At 72.5% G+C, this 17,755-nt stretch carries 17 protein-coding genes and 1 riboswitch; of the genes, 14 read left to right on the top strand and 3 right to left on the bottom strand.

The window, feature by feature from the left end; translation table 11 throughout:
- Positions 1–15 precede the first annotated feature (15 nt).
- The 3 genes from Srubr_RS04765 to Srubr_RS04755 all read left to right on the top strand — a co-directional run bounded on the left by Srubr_RS04765 (position 16) and on the right by Srubr_RS04755 (position 3,370).
- Positions 16–468, top strand: a complete 453-nt coding sequence (locus tag Srubr_RS04765) for an Lrp/AsnC family transcriptional regulator (RefSeq protein WP_030620185.1) — start codon at positions 16–18, stop codon at positions 466–468.
- A 329-nt stretch (positions 469–797) separates the two neighbouring features.
- Complete coding sequence (locus Srubr_RS04760) at positions 798–1,586, top strand: carbon-nitrogen hydrolase family protein (RefSeq protein ID WP_030620182.1); 789 nt, start codon at positions 798–800, stop codon at positions 1,584–1,586.
- An 86-nt stretch (positions 1,587–1,672) separates the two neighbouring features.
- The gene (locus tag Srubr_RS04755) at positions 1,673–3,370 is read left to right on the top strand and encodes a flavin monoamine oxidase family protein (protein WP_189996322.1); all 1,698 of its coding nucleotides are present in this window, start codon (positions 1,673–1,675) and stop codon (positions 3,368–3,370) included.
- A gap of 67 nt (positions 3,371–3,437) precedes the next feature.
- On the opposite strand, the gene Srubr_RS04750 is transcribed toward Srubr_RS04755, so the two are convergent.
- The 3 genes from Srubr_RS04750 to Srubr_RS04740 form a co-directional block, all read right to left on the bottom strand.
- A complete protein-coding gene (locus Srubr_RS04750; RefSeq protein ID WP_189996323.1) occupies positions 3,438–4,136 on the bottom strand; it encodes a DUF5995 family protein in 699 nt (232 codons plus the stop codon).
- A 91-nt stretch (positions 4,137–4,227) separates the two neighbouring features.
- On the bottom strand, positions 4,228–5,655 hold the full coding sequence (locus Srubr_RS04745) for a uracil-xanthine permease family protein (RefSeq protein WP_189996324.1): 1,428 nt from the start codon (positions 5,653–5,655) through the stop codon (positions 4,228–4,230).
- A 115-nt stretch (positions 5,656–5,770) separates the two neighbouring features.
- Complete coding sequence (locus Srubr_RS04740; protein WP_373313538.1) at positions 5,771–6,976, bottom strand: MFS transporter; 1,206 nt, start codon at positions 6,974–6,976, stop codon at positions 5,771–5,773.
- A gap of 144 nt (positions 6,977–7,120) precedes the next feature.
- Here Srubr_RS04740 and Srubr_RS04735 point away from each other — a divergent pair, with 144 nt between their 5' ends.
- From Srubr_RS04735 to Srubr_RS04685, 11 genes are all read left to right on the top strand, one after another.
- A complete protein-coding gene (locus Srubr_RS04735) occupies positions 7,121–8,413 on the top strand; it encodes an ROK family transcriptional regulator (RefSeq protein ID WP_189996326.1) in 1,293 nt (430 codons plus the stop codon).
- 84 nt (positions 8,414–8,497) lie between these two features.
- Complete coding sequence (locus tag Srubr_RS04730; protein WP_229926726.1) at positions 8,498–9,709, top strand: MFS transporter; 1,212 nt, start codon at positions 8,498–8,500, stop codon at positions 9,707–9,709.
- 348 nt (positions 9,710–10,057) lie between these two features.
- Positions 10,058–10,188: riboswitch (FMN riboswitch) on the top strand.
- A gap of 162 nt (positions 10,189–10,350) precedes the next feature.
- Positions 10,351–10,956, top strand: coding sequence for a riboflavin synthase (locus Srubr_RS04725; RefSeq protein ID WP_189996327.1), 606 nt, complete (start codon positions 10,351–10,353; stop codon positions 10,954–10,956).
- Entirely contained in the window at positions 10,953–11,594 is a 642-nt protein-coding gene (locus Srubr_RS04720; protein ID WP_189996328.1) for a nicotinamide mononucleotide transporter family protein, read from the top strand. The genes Srubr_RS04725 and Srubr_RS04720 overlap by 4 nt, the downstream gene beginning before the upstream one ends.
- Positions 11,591–12,880: a bifunctional 3,4-dihydroxy-2-butanone-4-phosphate synthase/GTP cyclohydrolase II gene (locus Srubr_RS04715; RefSeq protein WP_189996329.1), complete on the top strand. Its 1,290-nt coding sequence runs from the start codon at positions 11,591–11,593 to the stop codon at positions 12,878–12,880. The genes Srubr_RS04720 and Srubr_RS04715 overlap by 4 nt, the downstream gene beginning before the upstream one ends.
- Before the next feature lie 22 nt (positions 12,881–12,902).
- Positions 12,903–13,388: a 6,7-dimethyl-8-ribityllumazine synthase gene (ribH, locus tag Srubr_RS04710; protein ID WP_189996330.1), complete on the top strand. Its 486-nt coding sequence runs from the start codon at positions 12,903–12,905 to the stop codon at positions 13,386–13,388.
- Between the two features lie 34 nt (positions 13,389–13,422).
- Positions 13,423–13,695 (top strand): phosphoribosyl-ATP diphosphatase, encoded by a 273-nt coding sequence (locus tag Srubr_RS04705; protein ID WP_007491392.1) that lies wholly within the window; start codon positions 13,423–13,425, stop codon positions 13,693–13,695.
- Between the two features lie 53 nt (positions 13,696–13,748).
- On the top strand, positions 13,749–14,597 hold the full coding sequence (gene hisG, locus Srubr_RS04700) for an ATP phosphoribosyltransferase (RefSeq protein ID WP_189996331.1): 849 nt from the start codon (positions 13,749–13,751) through the stop codon (positions 14,595–14,597).
- A gap of 14 nt (positions 14,598–14,611) precedes the next feature.
- Complete coding sequence (locus Srubr_RS04695; RefSeq protein ID WP_189996332.1) at positions 14,612–15,082, top strand: PH domain-containing protein; 471 nt, start codon at positions 14,612–14,614, stop codon at positions 15,080–15,082.
- 163 nt (positions 15,083–15,245) lie between these two features.
- Positions 15,246–16,580, top strand: a complete 1,335-nt coding sequence (locus tag Srubr_RS04690; RefSeq protein ID WP_189996333.1) for a hemolysin family protein — start codon at positions 15,246–15,248, stop codon at positions 16,578–16,580.
- Positions 16,577–17,650 (top strand): hemolysin family protein, encoded by a 1,074-nt coding sequence (locus Srubr_RS04685; protein WP_189996334.1) that lies wholly within the window; start codon positions 16,577–16,579, stop codon positions 17,648–17,650. Before Srubr_RS04690 ends, Srubr_RS04685 begins: the two co-directional genes overlap by 4 nt.
- Positions 17,651–17,755: the final 105 nt, after the last annotated feature.

The raw sequence follows: 17,755 nt of genomic DNA, 5'->3' as shown, positions 1-17,755 counted from the left end.
AGTGAACGACCCCCTGTGCTGAACGATCTCGACGAACGCATCGTGCACGCCCTCGCCGAGGACGCCCGCCGCTCCTACGCGGACATCGGGCAGCTGATCGGACTGTCCGCGCCCGCGGTGAAGCGGCGCGTGGACCGGCTGCGGGCCACCGGCGCCATCACCGGGTTCACCGTCCGGGTGGACCCGGCGGCGCTCGGCTGGGAGACCGAGGGATACATCGAGATCTACTGCCGGAGCAACACCTCCCCGGAGACCATCCAGCGGGGTCTGGAGCGGTACCAGGAGGTCGTGGCCGCGTCGACCGTCACCGGCGACGCGGACGCGATCGCCCAGGTCTTCGCCTCCGACATGCGGCACTTCGAGCGGGTCCTGGAGCGGATCGCGGGCGAGCCGTTCGTGGAACGCACCAAGTCCGTCCTGGTCCTGTCACCACTGCTGCGCCGCTTCTCCTCCGGGGCGCCGGGGTAGGAGCGGACGGCGGCTCGGGGCGTCTCGTCGTCGTCGGCTGCGGGTAGTGCCGGGGTTGCTCGCGCAGTTCCCCCGCGCCCCTTCAGGGGCGCGGGGGAACTGCGCGCTCGGCCACAGCAGGCCCGCACCCGCCGACGACGAGGCGCCCCGAGTCCTTTTCCGCGCCCTTCCGCCGCCCTCACTTGGACCGCGCAACAAATCGCCGCCCAGTCCGGATTCCGCGCAACGAACTGCGCACGCGCGCGCAACGGCTCCTTCTTGTCCGGCCGAGCACACCGCCCGTACCGTCTTCCTGACCCCCAACCCCCCCGTTCCGGTGAGGATCACGCATGCGCACCGCCCTGCTCCAGAGCTCCGGCCGTCCCGGCTCCATCGCCGAGAACCTCAAGGTCCTCGACGAGGCCGCGGGCCGCGCCGCCGCCGCGGGCGCCGGGCTGCTGGCCGCACCGGAGATGTTCCTCACCGGGTACGCGATAGGCGACGACATCGCCCGCCTCGCCGAGCCCGCCGACGGCGACTCCGCCGACGCGGTCGCCGAGATCGCCACCCGGCACGGCCTGGCCCTCGTCTACGGCTACCCGGAGCGCGACGGCGACACCGTCTTCAACTCCGCCCAGCTGATCTCGGCCGACGGCACCCGGCTCGCCAACTACCGCAAGACCCACCTCTTCGGCTGCTTCGAGCGCGACCACTTCACGCCGGGCGAGCGGCAGGTCGTCCAGGCCGAGCTGAACGGCCTCACCGTGGGCCTGCTGATCTGCTACGACGTCGAGTTCCCGGAGAACGTCCGGGCCCACGCCCTGGCCGGCACCGACCTCCTCGTCGTGCCGACCGCGCAGATGCATCCCTTCCAGTTCGTCGCCGAGTCGATGATCCCGGTGCGGGCCTTCGAGAACCAGATGTACGTCGCGTACGTCAACCGGGTCGGTGAGGAAGGGGAGTTCGAGTTCGTCGGCCTGTCCGTCCTCGCCGGTCCCGACGGCGTCGCCCGCACCCGTGCCGGCCGCGCCGAGCAGCTCGTGCTCGCCGACGCCGACCCCGCCTTCCTGGCCGCCTCCCGGGAGAACAACCCGTACCTGGCGGACCGCCGCCCCGGTCTGTACGGGTCCCTGGTCTGAGCCGCGGACCGACCGCGAAGGAGAGCCGCGCGCGAGCGGCCGCAACAGCCTCACCCTGTTCCACCACGCAAGGAGTCCGTACCCCCATGACGTCCACGGTGCCCAACGCCGTCGAGCACACCGACGAGCAGCAGCCGCCGATCACCATGTTCGGCCCGGACTTCCCCTACGCCTACGACGACTTCCTCGCCCACCCGGCGGGCCTCGGCCAGATCCCGGCGACCGAGCACGGCACCGAGGTCGCGGTCATCGGCGGCGGCCTGTCCGGCATCGTCGCCGCCTACGAGCTGATGAAGATGGGCCTCAAGCCCGTCGTCTACGAGGCCGACCAGATCGGCGGCCGGCTCCGCACGGTCGGCTTCGACGGCTGCGACGACTCGCTGACCGCTGAGATGGGCGCGATGCGCTTCCCGCCGTCCTCCACCGCCCTCCAGCACTACATCGACCTGGTCGGCCTGGAGACCAGGCCCTTCCCGAACCCGCTGGCCGAGGCCACCCCGTCGACCGTGGTCGACCTCAAGGGCGAGTCGCACTACGCCGTCACCATCGACGACCTGCCCCAGGTGTACCGGGATGTCGCCGCGGCCTGGAACAAGTGCCTGGAGGAGGGCGCCGACTTCTCCGACATGAACCGCGCGATGCGCGAGCGGGACGTGCCGCGCATCCGGGAGATCTGGGCGAAGCTGGTCGAGAAGCTCGACAACCAGACCTTCTACGGCTTCCTGTGCGACTCCGAGGCGTTCAAGTCCTTCCGGCACCGGGAGATCTTCGGCCAGGTCGGCTTCGGCACCGGCGGCTGGGACACCGACTTCCCGAACTCCATCCTGGAGATCCTGCGCGTCGTCTACACCGAGGCCGACGACCACCACCGCGGCATCGTCGGCGGCTCCCAGCAGCTGCCGCTGCGCCTGTGGGAGCGGGAGCCGGAGAAGATCGTGCACTGGCCGCACGGCACCTCGCTGAAGTCCCTGCACACCGGCGGCGAGCCGCGCCCGGCCGTGACCCGGCTGCACCGCACCGCGGGCAACCGGATCACCGTGACGGACGCGAACGGCGACATCCGCACCTACCAGGCGGCGATCTTCACCGCCCAGTCCTGGATGCTGCTGTCCAAGATCGCCTGCGACGACTCCCTCTTCCCGATCGACCACTGGACCGCGATCGAGCGCACCCACTACATGGAGTCCAGCAAGCTCTTCGTGCCCGTGGACCGGCCGTTCTGGCTGGACAAGGACGAGGAGACCGGCCGGGACGTCATGTCGATGACGCTCACCGACCGCATGACCCGCGGTACGTACCTGCTCGACGACGGCCCCGACAAGCCCGCCGTGATCTGCCTGTCGTACACCTGGTGCGACGACAGCCTGAAGTGGCTGCCGCTGTCCGCTAACGAGCGGATGGAGGTCATGCTGAAGTCGCTCGGCGAGATCTACCCGAAGGTCGACATCCGCAAGCACATCATCGGCAACCCGGTGACGATCTCCTGGGAGAACGAGCCCTACTTCATGGGCGCGTTCAAGGCCAACCTGCCCGGCCACTACCGCTACCAGCGGCGCCTGTTCACCCACTTCATGCAGGACCGGCTGCCCGAGGACAAGCGGGGCATCTTCCTCGCCGGCGACGACATCTCCTGGACGGCCGGCTGGGCCGAGGGTGCCGTGCAGACCGCGCTGAACGCGGTGTGGGGCGTGATGCACCACTTCGGCGGCACGACCGACCCGTCGAACCCGGGCCCGGGTGACGTCTACGACGAGATCGCCCCGGTGGAGCTTCCCGAGGACTGACCCGGGAGACGAGCCGAGGCGCGGGCGGCCGGACCAGGATTCCGGCCGCCCGCGCCTTTCCGACCCTTCAGCCGGGAAGGGGAGTCAGCAGCATCCGGCCCGCGAACCCCACCGCCGCGTCCAGCCGTTCGGTGAACTCCTCGGCGATCCCGCCGCAGTGCCGCAGCGCCCACAGGGCGCGGGCCGCCGCCCAGGCCGCGTCCCGGGCCCGCTCCAGGCTCCACGAGCCCAGCAGATGGGTGAGCGGGTCGGCGAGCTGGAGCAGGTCCGGGCCCGGCATCAGGTCCTCGCGGACGCGTTCCTCCAGCGCCACGAGCAGTTCGCCCACCCGGTCGAACTCGTCCTCCAGAGCGGCCGGTTCGCAGCCGAGCGTCCGGCAGGTGTCGACCACGGCCAGGGCCAGGTCGTGCCCGATGTGGGCGTTGACGCCGGCCAGCGCGAACTGGAGCGGGCGCACCCCGGGGTGGCGGCGGAGCTGGAACAGCGGGCGCCAGCAGGCGGGCGGGCGGCGGTCCTCGTCGGCCGCGTCGACCGCCGTCAGATAGCGCTCGGCGAACCGCACGTCCAGGGTGCCCGCCGCCCGTGGATCGGGGAACTCGCCCGCGCCCAGCCGCCGGCCGACCTCCTCGGTGACGGTGAGGTAGACGCGGTTGAACACGGCGACGCCGTCCCGCGCGGGCAGGGCCGCGTCCAGGGCGCGCATCCGCGCCACGACGGCGTCGACGGGGGTGGTGGGTGCCGCGGGCCGCGCCAGGGGGGAAGCCATGGCGGAAGCGTCCCAGCCCGGTGCCGGCCGGCGTGCCGACCGGCCCGGTGCTTCCCCGGAACGGGGGAACGGCGCAAGGCGGGAGCGCCGGCTAGGACTTGGCGTGCGGCGCCCGGGTGTCCGCCCGCGAGCCGGTCTCCGCGTCCGCCTCCGTGTCGTACGTCGACGTGCCCTCGTCCAGCAGCGGCTCCTGTGTCTTCAGGTGGGCCGGGGCGAAGGCGCGCAGCGCGTGGTAGCCGGTGATGACGACCAGGGTGCCGAGGGCGATGCCGCTGAGCGAGAAGGTGTCGGTGAACTTCATCGAGACGTTGCCGACGCCGATGATGATGCCGGCGGCGGCCGGGACCAGGTTCAGCGGGTTGCGCAGGTCCACCTTGGCGTTGATCCAGATCTGGGCGCCGAGCAGGCCGATCATGCCGTAGAGGATGACGGTGATGCCGCCGAGCACCCCGCCCGGGATGGCCGCCACGACCGCGCCGAACTTCGGGCAGAGGCCGAAGAGCAGCGCGAAGCCGGCGGCGGCCCAGTAGGCGGCGGTGGAGTACACGCGGGTCGCGGCCATCACGCCGATGTTCTCGGAGTAGGTGGTGTTCGGCGGACCGCCGACGGCGGTGGAGAGCACCGAGGCGACACCGTCGGCGGAGATCGCCGTGCCGAGCTTGTCGTCCAGCGGGTCGCCGGTCATCTCGCCGACCGCCTTGACGTGGCCCGCGTTCTCCGCGACCAGGGCGATGACCACGGGCAGGGCGACCAGGACGGCCGACCACTGGAAGGACGGCCCGTGCAGATGGGGCAGCCCGATCCAGTCGGCGTGGGAGACCGCGGACAGGTCCAGGCGCCAGTGGTCGGTGACCTTGCCGCTCGGGCCCACGGAGTGGATCTTGCCGAAGACCCGGTCGAAGGCCCAGGAGATGCCGTAGCCGAAGACCAGGCCCAGGAAGATGGCGATGCGCGACCAGAAACCGCGCAGGCAGACGACTGCCAGCCCGGTGAAGAGCATCACCAGCAGGGCGGTCCACTGGTCCTGCGGCCAGTAGGTGGACGCGGTCACCGGGGCCAGGTTGAAGCCGATCAGCATGACGACGGCGCCGGTCACGATCGGCGGCATGGCGGCGTGGATGATCCGCGCGCCGAACCGCTGCACGGCCAGGCCCACCAGGAACAGCACCGCGCCGACGACGAGCACCGCGCCGGTCACGGTCGCGCTGGTGCCGCCCTGGGCGCGGATGACGGCGGCCACGCCCACGAACGACAGGGAGCAGCCGAGGTAGCTCGGCACCCGGCCGCGGGTGGCGAGCAGGAAGATCACGGTCGCCACGCCCGACATCATGATCGCCAGGTTCGGGTCCAGGCCCATGAGTACGGGGGCCACGAAGGAGGCGCCGAACATCGCGACCACGTGCTGGGCGCCCAGGCCCACGGTGCGGGGCCAGGACAGCCGTTCGTCGGGGCGTACCACCGCTCCGGGAGCGGGCGTGCGCCCGTCACCGTGCAGTTTCCAGCGCACGCCGAGGTCCATGGTGGGGTTTCGCTTTCTTACGTACATCAGGACGGTCCGAACCATTGTGCGGGTAAGCGGCGGTTCTCCGCCCACACGACCGGGTATGTGAACTTGGTTCACATACCCGGTCGCCTCAGGAGTGCGGTCCGGACACCGCCGCGCTCTGCGGACCGGCCTTCGCGCGGTCCCCGCGTTCGGCGGCGCGCAGGACGCCCGAGAACAGGACGAGCCCGCAGGCCAGCGCCGTCACCACGCAGAAGGACACCATCAGGCTGGTCGCCTGGGCCACCCCGCCGATCAGGCTCGGCGCGATCAGCCCGGAGGTGTAGGTGACGGTCGCCACGCCCGCGATGGCCTGGCTCGGGTTGGGGCCGGCGTGTCCGGCGGCGGCGAAGCACAGCGGGACGACCACCGCGATGCCGAGCCCCATCAGCGCGAACCCGGTCATCGCCGATGCCGGGTGCCGCGCGAGCACGATCAGCAGCCCGCCCAGCACGGCCAGCGCCCCGCCGGCCCGCACGGTACGGACCGCGCCGAAGCGGTTCACCACCGCGTCCCCGGCGATCCGGGCCACGGCCATGGTCAGCATGGAGCCGGTCGTGGCGGACGCCGCCAGCCCGGCCGAGCCGTCCAGCCGGTCCCGCAGGAACACCGCCGACCAGTCCAGGGTCGCGCCCTCGGCGAACACCGCGCAGAACCCGACCGCGCCGATCAGCAGGGCCGAGCGCGGCGGCAGCGCGAACCGCGGCGGCGGCTCCTCGTCCTCGGCGGGCTGGACGTTAAGCACCCAGGCGCAGACCGCGCAGCCGAGCACGGTGAGGACGGCCGAGGCGAGCGCGAAGTGCGCCCGCGCGTCCGCGCCGAGATGTGCGGCCAGGGTGCCGGCCGCCGAGCCGGTCAGGGCGCCCGCGCTCCACATGCCGTGCAGCCCGGACATCACCGATTTGCCGAGCAGCCGCTCGACCTCCACACCGAGCGCGTTCATCGCGACGTCGGCCATGCCCGAGGAGGCGCCGTAGACGAACAGCGCCAGGCACAGGGTGACCAGGTTCGGCGCGACGGACGGCAGCACCAGGGCCAGCGTCCACATCGCCAGCAGCCCGCGCAGGGCCGTACGGCTGCCGAACCGGTGCGTCACCCGGCCCGCCAGCGGCATCGCGCACGCCGCGCCGAACGCGGTGAAGGCCAGCGCGAACCCCAGCTGCCCGGCGCTCAGCCCGGCATGGTCCTGGATCCAGGGCACCCGCGTGGCGAACGACCCGGTCACGGAGCCGTGCACCGCGAACACGGCCGCCACGGCATACCGGGCGCGCCGGACCTCCTCGCGTGCGGGGCTCATGTCACCCATGTTCCTGTCCCTCCCCGGCCGACCCTCGCGGCAATCCGGCGCGTAAATTATCAGGAACCCTGCCTGATAGATAGGGCGGCGGCCCTGCGAGGCGTACGACCGTCCGGTCCGCAGCGATCTGGGAGGATTCCCGACATGCCCGCATCACCCAGCACCGCCCGGGCCCTCAACGACCGGCTGGCCCTGCGGCTGTTGCAGCAGGAAGGCCCGCTGACGGCGGGGCAGCTGAAGCAGCTGACCGGCCTGTCCCGGCCGACCGTCGCCGACCTGGTCGACCGGCTCACGGCCGCCGGCCTGATCACGGTGGTCGGCGAGTCGGGGGAACAGCGCCGGGGTCCCAACGCCCGGGTCTACGGCATCGTCGCCGGCCGCGCCCACCTCGCCGCGCTCGACGTGCGCACCGAAGGCGTCCTCGTCCTCGTCTCCGACCTGCTCGGGCGGGTGCTCGCCGAGGCGTCCGCGCCGATCGGCGGGGACACCGGGACCGGGCCGGCCGTGGAGCGGGCGGTGGCCGCGGTGGAGCGGGCCGTGAAGGAGGGCGGCGCGGACCGGCTGCACACGGTCGGCATCGGGGCGCCGGGCCTGATCGACCCGGCCACCGGCGACCTCAGGGACTCCGCCGGACTGCCCGCCTGGCACCGCAGCCTGGTCGCCGCCCTCCAGGACCGGCTGCCCGGCGCCCGGGTGACCGTCGAGAACGAGACGAACCTGGCCGCCCTGGCCGAGCAGCGCGAGGGCGCCGCCCGCGACCGGGACACCTTCGTCCTGCTGTGGCTGGGGCACGGCGTCGGCGCCGCCGTCGTCCTGGACGGCACCCTGCGCCGCGGTGCCTCCGGCGGCACCGGCGAGATCGGCTTCCTGCCGGTCCCGGGCACGAGCACGCTGCCCTCGGCGACCGACTGCGACGGCGGCTTCCACTCGCTGGCCGGGGCGGCGGCGGTCGTCTCGCTGGCCGCGGAGTGCGGACTGCCGGTGCCCGGGACGGTGGACGGGCCGGCGGACGGGACGGCAGACAGGCCGGACGGGCCGGTGGACGGGCCGGGTGTGGCGCGGGTGGTGCGTGGCGCGGCGGACGGGGTGGAGGCGGCGCGGGTGGTGCGCGGTGCGGTGGCGCGGGCGGCCGCGGCCGACGAGCGTTTCCTGCACACCCTGGCCGACCGGATCGCCATCGGCGCGGCCTCGGTGGCGGCCGTCCTGGACCCCGGCTGCGTGGTGCTCGGCGGGGAGGTCGGCCGGGCCGGGGGAGCGGTGCTGGCCGACCTGGTGGGGGAGCGGCTGCGCCGGATGTCGCCGCTGGCCACGGAGGTGCGGGCGAGCGGCCTCGGCGGGGCGGCCGTGCTGCGCGGGGCGCTGCTCACCGCGCGGGAACGCGCGCAGGACGAGCTGTTCGGGCCGCCGGAACACCACAGCCGGCGTCGCCCTGAGTGACCAGAATGCGAGACGGGGTGTCTCGATATATGGGTTCGGTGCCATAGTCTCACTCCTCCACCGACCCATCGAGGGAGGCGTGCTGTGCGGCGTTGGATCATGCTGGCGCTGGGGACCTCGGCGCAGACGGTGGCCTGTGTCTTCGTCTACGGACTGCCCTACCTCTCCCCCGAGCTGAGGGAGGCGAACGGGCTGTCACTGGCCGAGGTCGGCCTGATCGTGGCCTGTCCCACCGTGGGGCTCGTGCTCACCCTTGTGGCCTGGGGCGCGCTGGCGGACAAGTACGGGGAGCGGATCGTCATCGCTTCCGGGCTCGCGGCGACGACGGTGCTTCTCGCGCTGGCCTCGGCCCCGCACGGACTGGTCACGCTCGGGGCGCTCTTCGCGCTGGCGGGCGCCGCGAGCGCCTCCGTGTACGCGGCGAGCGGGCGTCTGGTGATCGGGTGGTTCTCCGCGCGGGAACGCGGGCTGGCCATGGGAATCCGGCAGACGTCGACCCCGCTCGGCATGGGCATCGCCGCCCTGGCCGTGCCCTCGTTGGCCGAGTGGACCGGGCTGACCGGCACGATCGTCTTCGCGGCGGCGCTGTGCGGGACGGTCGCCGTGCTCGTCGGTGTGTGCGCGGCGGACCCGCCGCGGCCGGCGGACCCCGCGGCCGACGGGTCCGGCGCGGACAACCCGTACCGGCGCCCGGAGTTGTGGCGGATCCACGCCTCCAGCGCGCTGCTGTGCGTCCCCCAGTTCACCGCGAGCGCCTTCGGCCTGGTGTTCCTGGTCGAGGTGCGGGGGTGGAGCCCCGTGCACGCCGGTCAGCTCCTCGCGCTCGCGCAGGTGCTCGGCGCCCTTTCGCGCGTCGTGGCGGGGCGTTGGTCCGACCGCGTGGGCAGCCGGGTCCGGCCGATGCGCCGGCTGTCCCTCGGTATCGCCGCGGTGATGGCGGCGACCGCCCTCGGCGCGGTGTGGCCCTCCCCGCTGTCCGACGTGGCGATGATCATCGCCTGCGGCATCACCGCGAGCACGAACGGGCTGGCCTTCACCGCCACCGCGGAGCTCGCGGGCCGGGCCTGGTCCGGACGGGCCATGGGCGTGCAGAACACGGGCCAGAACCTGACCGCCTCCCTCACTCCGCCGCTGCTCGGCGGATTCATCGGCGCAGTCGGGTACGGCTGGGGGTTCGCCCTCGCCGCCGCGGTGGCCGGTGCCGCCGCGCTCATCGTGCCGACGGGGCGGCGGCCCGCCGCCGTGCGCCCGGCCGCCACGGGCGGGAGGCCCGCGGCGGCGCGGCAGGGCGAGTGATCCGCGCAGCCGGGACGCCCGGCGGCGCGCCCGGCTCCGGACGGACCGGCCGGTCCCGGCGGGGAGGGAGGCGACCGGCCGTCGCCTCGTACGCGCACGACGGTGCCCGTACTGGCGGCCCGGCGGCGGGCAAGGGCCGTCGTCACCGCCGCCGAGCCCGACCGCACCCTAAGAGGACTAGACCAGTACGGTCAATGGTCCGGACCAACCTCGACTCCGTTGACCCGGCGACCGGTTCTCCGCGACGGTCGCGCGGCGCCAGGGCGTCGGTACGCACTGTGAGGGAGGCCACACGACCCACCCGTATGGACGAGTGGCGGGCGTGGCACACTGGGCCTGTACCAGAAGCAGCGCACTCCGGGGTCGGTGAAAGTCCGAACCGGCGGTTACAGTCCGCGACCCGGTCGCTTCCAGCGGCCGGTTGACCAGGTGAAATTCCTGGACCGACGGTTAAAGTCCGGATGGGAGGCAGTGCGCGGCGGGCGGGCATACGTGTATCCGTGTGCGCGCCGCCGTACCGAGGCTCGTCCCTGCGCGGACGCGTCCGTTCGGCGACGCCTCTCGGTGTGTGCTCACCCGTGGATTCTGTCGTCATCGACAGCCCCGGAGTCCGTGCCCGAAGAGGCAGGAGGACCCGGGAAGTGTTCACCGGAATCGTCGAAGAGCTGGGTGAGGTCACCGCCGTCGAGAACCTCGGCGACGCCTCCCGCTTCCGGCTGCGCGGCCCCGTCGTGACCGAGGGCGCCCGGCACGGCGACTCCATCGCCGTGAACGGGGTCTGTCTCACCGTCGTCGAGCACGAGGGCGACGAGTTCACCGCCGACGTCATGGCCGAGACCCTGAAGCGCTCCAGCCTGGGCGCGCTCGCCGTCGGCTCCCGCGTCAACCTGGAACGCCCCACCGCCGTCGGCGCCCGCCTCGGCGGACACATCGTGCAGGGACACGTCGACGGCACCGGCGAGATCCTGGCCCGCACCCCCTCCGAGCACTGGGAGATCGTGAAGATCTCCCTCCCCGCGGACCTCTCCCGCTACGTCGTGGAGAAGGGCTCCATCACGGTCGACGGCATCAGCCTGACCGTAGTGGAGGCGGCCCGGGACCACTTCACGGTCAGCCTCATCCCGACCACCCTCGCCCTGACCACGCTCGGCGTGAAGCAGCCCGGCGACCCGGTCAACCTCGAAGTGGACGTCATCGCCAAGTACGTGGAGCGGCTGCTCGCGCACGGACAGGAGGCCGGCCGGTGAACTGGCTGAACTCCGAGGCGTTCACCCTCTTCGGCCAGCACATCATCTGGTCGGACATGACCGGCAACGTCCTGGGCCTGATCACCCTCGCCCTCGGCTGGCGCCGCTCCCTGTGGACCTGGCCGGTGCAGTTCCTCTCCGGCCTCGTCCTGTTCGCCGCCTTCTACGGCCATCTGACCGGCAGCGCCGGCAAGCAGGTCGTCGTCATGGCCGTCGCGCTGTACGGCTGGTGGCAGTGGCAGCGCACCCGGAACCGGTCCGGCGACGGCCAGATCACCCCCCGGTTCGCCTCCTGGCGCGAGCGCGCGGCCATGGTCGCCGCCGCCGGGGCCGGCACGGTCGCCGTCGCCCTGCTGTTCCAGGCCTACCCGTCCCTGTCCTGGGACCCCTGGCCCGACGCCTACATCTTCGTCGGCACCATCGTCGCGATGTACGCCCAGGCCAAGGGCATGGTCGAGTTCTGGTTCGCCTGGCTCCTCGTCGACCTGGTCGGCGTCCCCCTGAACTTCGCCAACGGCTACGCCTTCTCCGGCTTCGTCTACGTCATCTACGGCGCACTCGTCCTGTGGGGCATGCGCGACTGGTGGCTGCGTTCCCGCAAGGCCGCGCGGCCCGCACTGGAAGGAGCGCCGGCATGACCTCGGCACCCGTCCTCCACGACACCCACGACATCGGCGACTTCGCGCTCGACCCGGTCGAGCAGGCCATCGCCGACATCGCCGCCGGACGCCCGATCGTCGTCGTCGACGACGAGAACCGGGAGAACGAGGGCGACCTCGTCGTGGCCGCCGAGAAGATCACCCCCGAGATCGTCGCCTTCATGATGAGCGAGTGCCGGGGACTGATCTGCGCCCCCATGGAGAGCGGGGAACTGGACCGGCTGCGGCTGCCGCAGATGGTCGAGGACAACACCGAGTCGATGAAGACCGCGTTCACCGTCTCCGTGGACGCCACCGCCGCGCACGGTGTGAGCACCGGCATCTCGGCCGCCGACCGCGCCACCACGCTCCGGCTGCTCGCGAGCGGCACGGCCGAGTACACCGACTTCGTCCGCCCCGGCCACGTCTTCCCGCTGCGCGCCAGGGACGGCGGCGTCCTCGCCCGCAATGGCCACACCGAGGCCGCCGTGGACCTCGCCCGGCTCGCGGGCCTGCGCCCGGCCGGCGCCATCGTGGAGATCGCCGGCGAGGACGGCCGGATGCTCCGCCTGCCCGAGCTGATCCCGTTCGCCCGCAAGCACGGCCTGACGATCATCTCCATCGAGGACCTGATCGCCTACCGCCGCAGCAGCGAGCCCACCGTCCGCCGCGAGGCCGCCACCCGCCTGCCCACCCGGCACGGCACCTTCACCGCCTACGGCTACCGGTCCACCGTCGACGGCGTCGAGCACGTCGCCCTCGTCCACGGCGACCTCGGCGACGGCCGGGACGTCCTGGTCCGCGTCCACTCCGAATGCCTCACCGGCGACGTCTTCGGCTCCCTGCGCTGCGACTGCGGCCCCCAGCTGGACACCGCGCTCGGCCGCATCCAGCAGGAGGGCCGCGGAGTCGTCGTCTACCTGCGCGGACACGAGGGACGCGGCATCGGCCTGCTGTCCAAGCTGCGCGCCTACGAACTCCAGGAACAGGGCCACGACACCCTGGACGCCAACCTGGAACTCGGCCTGCCCGCCGACGCCCGCGACTACGGCGCCGGCGCCCGCATCCTCGCCGACCTCGGCGTGCGCGAGGTCCGGCTGATGACCAACAACCCCGACAAGACCGACGCCCTCAGGCGCCACGGCATCGAGGTCACCGGCCGGGAGCCGATGCCCGTCCAGGCCGGTGAGCACAACCTCCGCTACCTGCGCACCAAGCGGGACCGGATGGGGCATGACCTGCCCTGGCTGGACACGTCCGCCGTGTCGGCCTGCGGCAACCAGTAAGCGAAAGAGCACGGAGGTAAGAGTGAGCGGCAAGGGCGCACCGGACGTGACCGTACGCAAGGTGGACGACCTCAGGGTCGCCGTGATCGCGGCGCAGTGGCACGAGAAGGTGATGGACGGCCTGGTGGACGGCGCCCTGCGCGCCCTGCACGACCTGGGCATCGACGAGCCGACCCTGATCCGGGTCCCCGGCAGCTTCGAGCTGCCGGTCGCCGCCAAGGTCCTCGCGGGCCGCGGCTACGACGCGATCGTCGCCCTCGGCGTCGTCATCCGCGGCGGCACCCCGCACTTCGACTACGTGTGCCAGGGCGTCACCCAGGGCCTCACCCAGGTCTCCGTCGACACCGGCGTCCCCGTCGGCTTCGGCGTCCTCACCTGCGACACCGAGGAGCAGGCCCTGGACCGGGCCGGCCTGGAGGGCTCCAGCGAGGACAAGGGCCACGAGGCGGTGACGGCGGCCGTGGCGACGGCGGCCACGCTCCGCTCAGTATCCGAACCCTGGCACTAGCCCGGCCGCCACAACGGCTAGGGTGGGGCTCACCATGTCCAAGAAGACGTTCGAGGAGCTGTTCACCGAGCTCCAGCACAAGGCCGCCCACGGCGATCCCGCCACCTCCCGCACCGCGGAACTGGTCGGAAAGGGCGTCCATGCCATCGGAAAGAAGGTCGTCGAGGAGGCCGCCGAGGTCTGGATGGCCGCCGAGTACGAGGGCAAGGAGGCGGCGGCCGAGGAGATCTCGCAGCTGCTGTACCACGTCCAGGTGATGATGGTCGCCCGCGGCATCTCCCTGGACGACGTCTACGCCCACCTGTAAGCCGTAGCCCGCACACACCGTCCCGTAGAGAACGAACGAAGGAAGCCGACCTCATGCTGCGCATCGCCGTCCCCAACAAGGGTTCACTGTCCGGCCCTGCGGCGGAGATGCTGCATGAGGCCGGCTACCAGCAGCGCCGCGAGTCCAAGGAGCTGCGCATCGTCGACCCGGAGAACGAGGTCGAGTTCTTCTACCTCCGCCCCCGCGACATCGCGATCTACGTCTCCTCCGGCCGCCTCGACATCGGCATCACCGGCCGTGACCTGCTGATCGACTCCGGCGCCGACGCCGAGGAGATCCTGCCGCTCGGCTTCGCCCGCTCCACCTTCCGCTTCGCCGCCAAGCCCGGCACCGCGCACGGCATCGAGGACCTCAAGGGCCGCACGGTCGCCACCTCCTACGAGGGGATCGTCGCGGGGCACCTCGCGGACAGGGGCGTCGACGCCGCCGTGGTCCACCTGGACGGCGCCGTCGAGACCGCCATCGAACTCGGCGTCGCCGAGGTCATCGCCGACGTCGTGGAGACCGGCACCAGCCTGCGCAACGCGGGCCTGGAGGTGTTCGGCGAGCCGATCATGAAGTCCGAGGCCATCGTCGTCCGCCGCACCGGCGCCGACGCCGAGGAGCCCAAGGTCCAGCAGTTCCTGCGCCGCCTCCAGGGCGTCCTGGTGGCCCGGACGTACGTGATGATGGACTACGACTGCCGGGTGGAGCAGCTGGAGAAGGCCGTCGCGCTCACCCCCGGCCTGGAGTCCCCGACCGTCTCCCCGCTGCACAACGAGGGCTGGGTCGCCGTCCGCGCCATGGTCCCCGCCAAGGAGGCCCAGCGGATCATGGACGACCTCTACGGCATCGGCGCCCGCGCCATCCTGACCACGGCCATCCACGCCTGCCGTCTCTGAGGGGTACGCCAGAGATGTCCGACCTGCCCGACCTCCCCGCTCTGCCCGTCACCTTCCGGCCCGGCCGCACCCGGGCGATCCTGCTCACCGCCGGAGTCCTGATCTTCGTGGTGATCTCCGGGATCTCGCTGCTGCTGGAGGACCTCGGCCCGGGCTCCCGGCTCAGCTTCATCGTCACCGGCGCGCTCTGCCTCTGGGTGCTGGCCCAGCTGGCCCGGGTGCGGGTGGTCGCCGACGAGTCCGGCGTCACCGTCGTCAACATCGCGAGCAAGCGGCGCCTGGCCTGGGCGGAGATCCTCCGGGTGAACCTCCGGCCGGGTGACCCCTGGGTGTTCCTCGATCTCAGCGACGGCACCAGCCTGCCCGCGCTCGGCATCCAGCCGGGCATCGCCAAACGGCAGGCCATCGCCGACGCCCGGACCCTGCGGGAACTCGCCGAGGCCCGCTCCGGCTCGCCCGCCCTGCCGCACGAGCCCAGATCTTGATTAATCTGGTGGGCGGAGGCCGTCCCGCTGCGCCTCCGCCCCTGCGTGCCACCCGGTGCCAGGGGTTCCTGCTACCCGAGGAGTGACCGACTCCGGCGATGGACGGATCGTCCTGTAGTACCCGCGCCACCCCTGCCCGACATAGCGGCAAGGCGGTGGCAGCGTGACCATCCCCCTGCTGTTGCTCGCCGCGGCCTTCCTGCTGATCCTCGCCAACGGATTCTTCGTGGCGGCCGAGTTCGGCCTCGTGACGGTCGAGCGCCCGGACGCCGAGAAGGCCGCCGCCGACGGCGACCCACGCGCCCGCACGGTCGTGGAGTCGCTGAAGGAGCTGTCCTTCCAGCTCTCCGGCACCCAGCTCGGCATCACCATCACCTCCCTGGTCGTCGGCATGCTCGCCGAACCCGCGCTGGCCGAGCTGCTGCGCGGCCCGTTCACGGCGCTCGGCGTCCCCGAGGGGGCTGCGGCCGGCGTCGCGGTGGTCGTCGGCATGCTGCTGGCCTCCGCGATCCAGATGGTGATCGGCGAACTCGTGCCCAAGAACTGGGCGGTGTCCCGGCCGCTGCAGGTGGCCCGCTTCGTGGCCGGCCCGCAGCACCGCTTCGCCCTCCTGTTCCGCCCGGTGATCTCCGCGCTGAACACGGTCGCCAACCGGCTGGTGCGCGCCCTGGGCGTGGAGCCCGCCGAGGAACTGGCCTCCGCCCGTACCCCCGGCGAACTGGTCTCCCTGGCCCGGCACTCCGCCTTGGCCGGCGCCCTGGAGCAGGACACGGCCGACCTGTTCGTACGCACCCTGTCCCTGGGCGAGCTGACCGCACAGCACGTGATGACCCCGCGGGTGAAGGTCAGCGCGTTGCAGGACTCGGCCACCGCCGAGGACGTGGTCAACCTCACCCGCGCCACCGGGCTGTCCCGCTTCCCCGTCTACCGGGAGAAGATCGACGAGATCGTGGGCATGGCCCATCTGAAGGACGCGCTGGCCGTCCCGGCCCACGACCGGCTGCGCACCCCGGTCGGCCGCATCGCCCGCAAGGCGCTCCTCGTCCCCGAGACCCTGCCCGTGCAGCCCCTGCTCGCCCGGCTGCGCAGCGAGCAGCCCATCGCGGTCGTCGTGGACGAGTACGGCGGCACGGCCGGCGTGGTCACCCTGGAGGACATCGTCGAGGAACTGGTCGGCGAGGTCCGCGACGAGCACGACGCCAAGGACATGCCCGAGCTGGCCCCCGCCCCGCCCGAGGACGGCAGGCCCGCCTGGGACGTGGACGGCGGCTGCCGCGTCGACATCCTGACGCGCATAGGCCTGGACGTGCCGGAGGGGCCGTACGAGACCGTGGCCGGACTGGTCGCCGATCTGCTCGGCCGGATCCCGGCCCCCGGTGACCGGGCCGAACTGCCCGGCTGGCGACTCTCGGTCCGCCAGGTCGGCCACTACCGCGCCGAACGGGTCCGCCTGGTCAGGACGGCCCCGGTGGCGAGCGTGCCGGAGGCCGCCCGATGAGCGTCCTGCAACTGGTCTTCGCGGCGCTGCTCGTGTTTGCTAACGGTTTCTTCGTCGGCGCCGAGTTCGCGCTCGTCTCCGTCCGCCGCAGCCAGATCGAACCGCTCGGCACCGCCCGCGCCCGCCAGGTGCTCCACGGCCTGGAACGGCTGCCGCAGATGATGGCCGCCGCCCAGTTCGGCATCACCGTCTGCTCCCTGACCCTCGGTGCGGTCGCCGAGCCGACGGTGGCGCACCTGCTGGAGCCGCTGTTCGAGTGGATCCACCTGCCGCACGGCATGATCCACCCGCTCGGCTATGTCGTCGCGCTGGCCGCGGTGGTCTTCTTCCACCTGGTCATCGGCGAGATGGTGCCGAAGAACCTGGCCATGGCGGCGCCCGAGAAGGCGGCGCTCTGGCTCAGCCCCGGCCTGGTCTGGTTCGCCCGCCTGTGCAGGCCGGTCACCGTGGCCCTCGGCGCCTGCGCCCAGGGCATCCTGCGGCTGTTCCGGGTCGAGCCGAAGGACGAGGTGGAAGCGGTCGTCACCACCGAGCAGCTCAACCGCCTGCTGGAGGACTCCGGCGAGGCCGGGCTGCTCGGTCCCGAGGAGCGCGAGCGGCTGGAGGACGCCCTGGAACTGGGCTCCCGCCCGGTGACGGACGTCCTGCTGCGCCGCGAGTCCCTGGTCGTCGTGGACCCGTCGGTCACCCCGGGGGACATCGTGGAGCTGACCGCCCGCACGGGCTACTCCCGCTTCCCGGTCGCCGCGGCCGGCCAGGGCCCCTTCATGGGGTACGTGCACGTGAAGGACGTCCTCGACCTGGAGGACTCCGACCGGGCCGTCCCCCAGCAGGTCTGGCGGCCCATGGCCACGCTCCGCGCCGAGCTGCCGCTGGACGACGCCCTCACGGTGATGCGCCGGGCGGCCACGCACCTGGCCCAGGTCGCCGACGCGTCCGGCAAGGTGCTGGGTCTGGTGGCCCTGGAGGACGTACTGGAGATGCTGGTGGGCGAGGTCCGGGACCCGGCGCACCGGGAGATGCCGGAGCCCAGGGTGAGCGGGGAGCCGGAGGAGGCACTCGCCGGATAGCTCCGGCGGTGGCGCCGATCCGTGCGGCGGCCGGCCGGTGCCGGGCCGCCGCACGCGTCCCAGCGCCCCTGCGGCGGGCTCACCCCGTACCCGGACGGGCCCGGG

Source organism: Streptomyces rubradiris, assembly GCF_016860525.1.
GTDB classification, from domain to species: domain Bacteria; phylum Actinomycetota; class Actinomycetes; order Streptomycetales; family Streptomycetaceae; genus Streptomyces; species Streptomyces rubradiris.
This window is presented reverse-complemented; position numbering and strand designations above follow the sequence as displayed.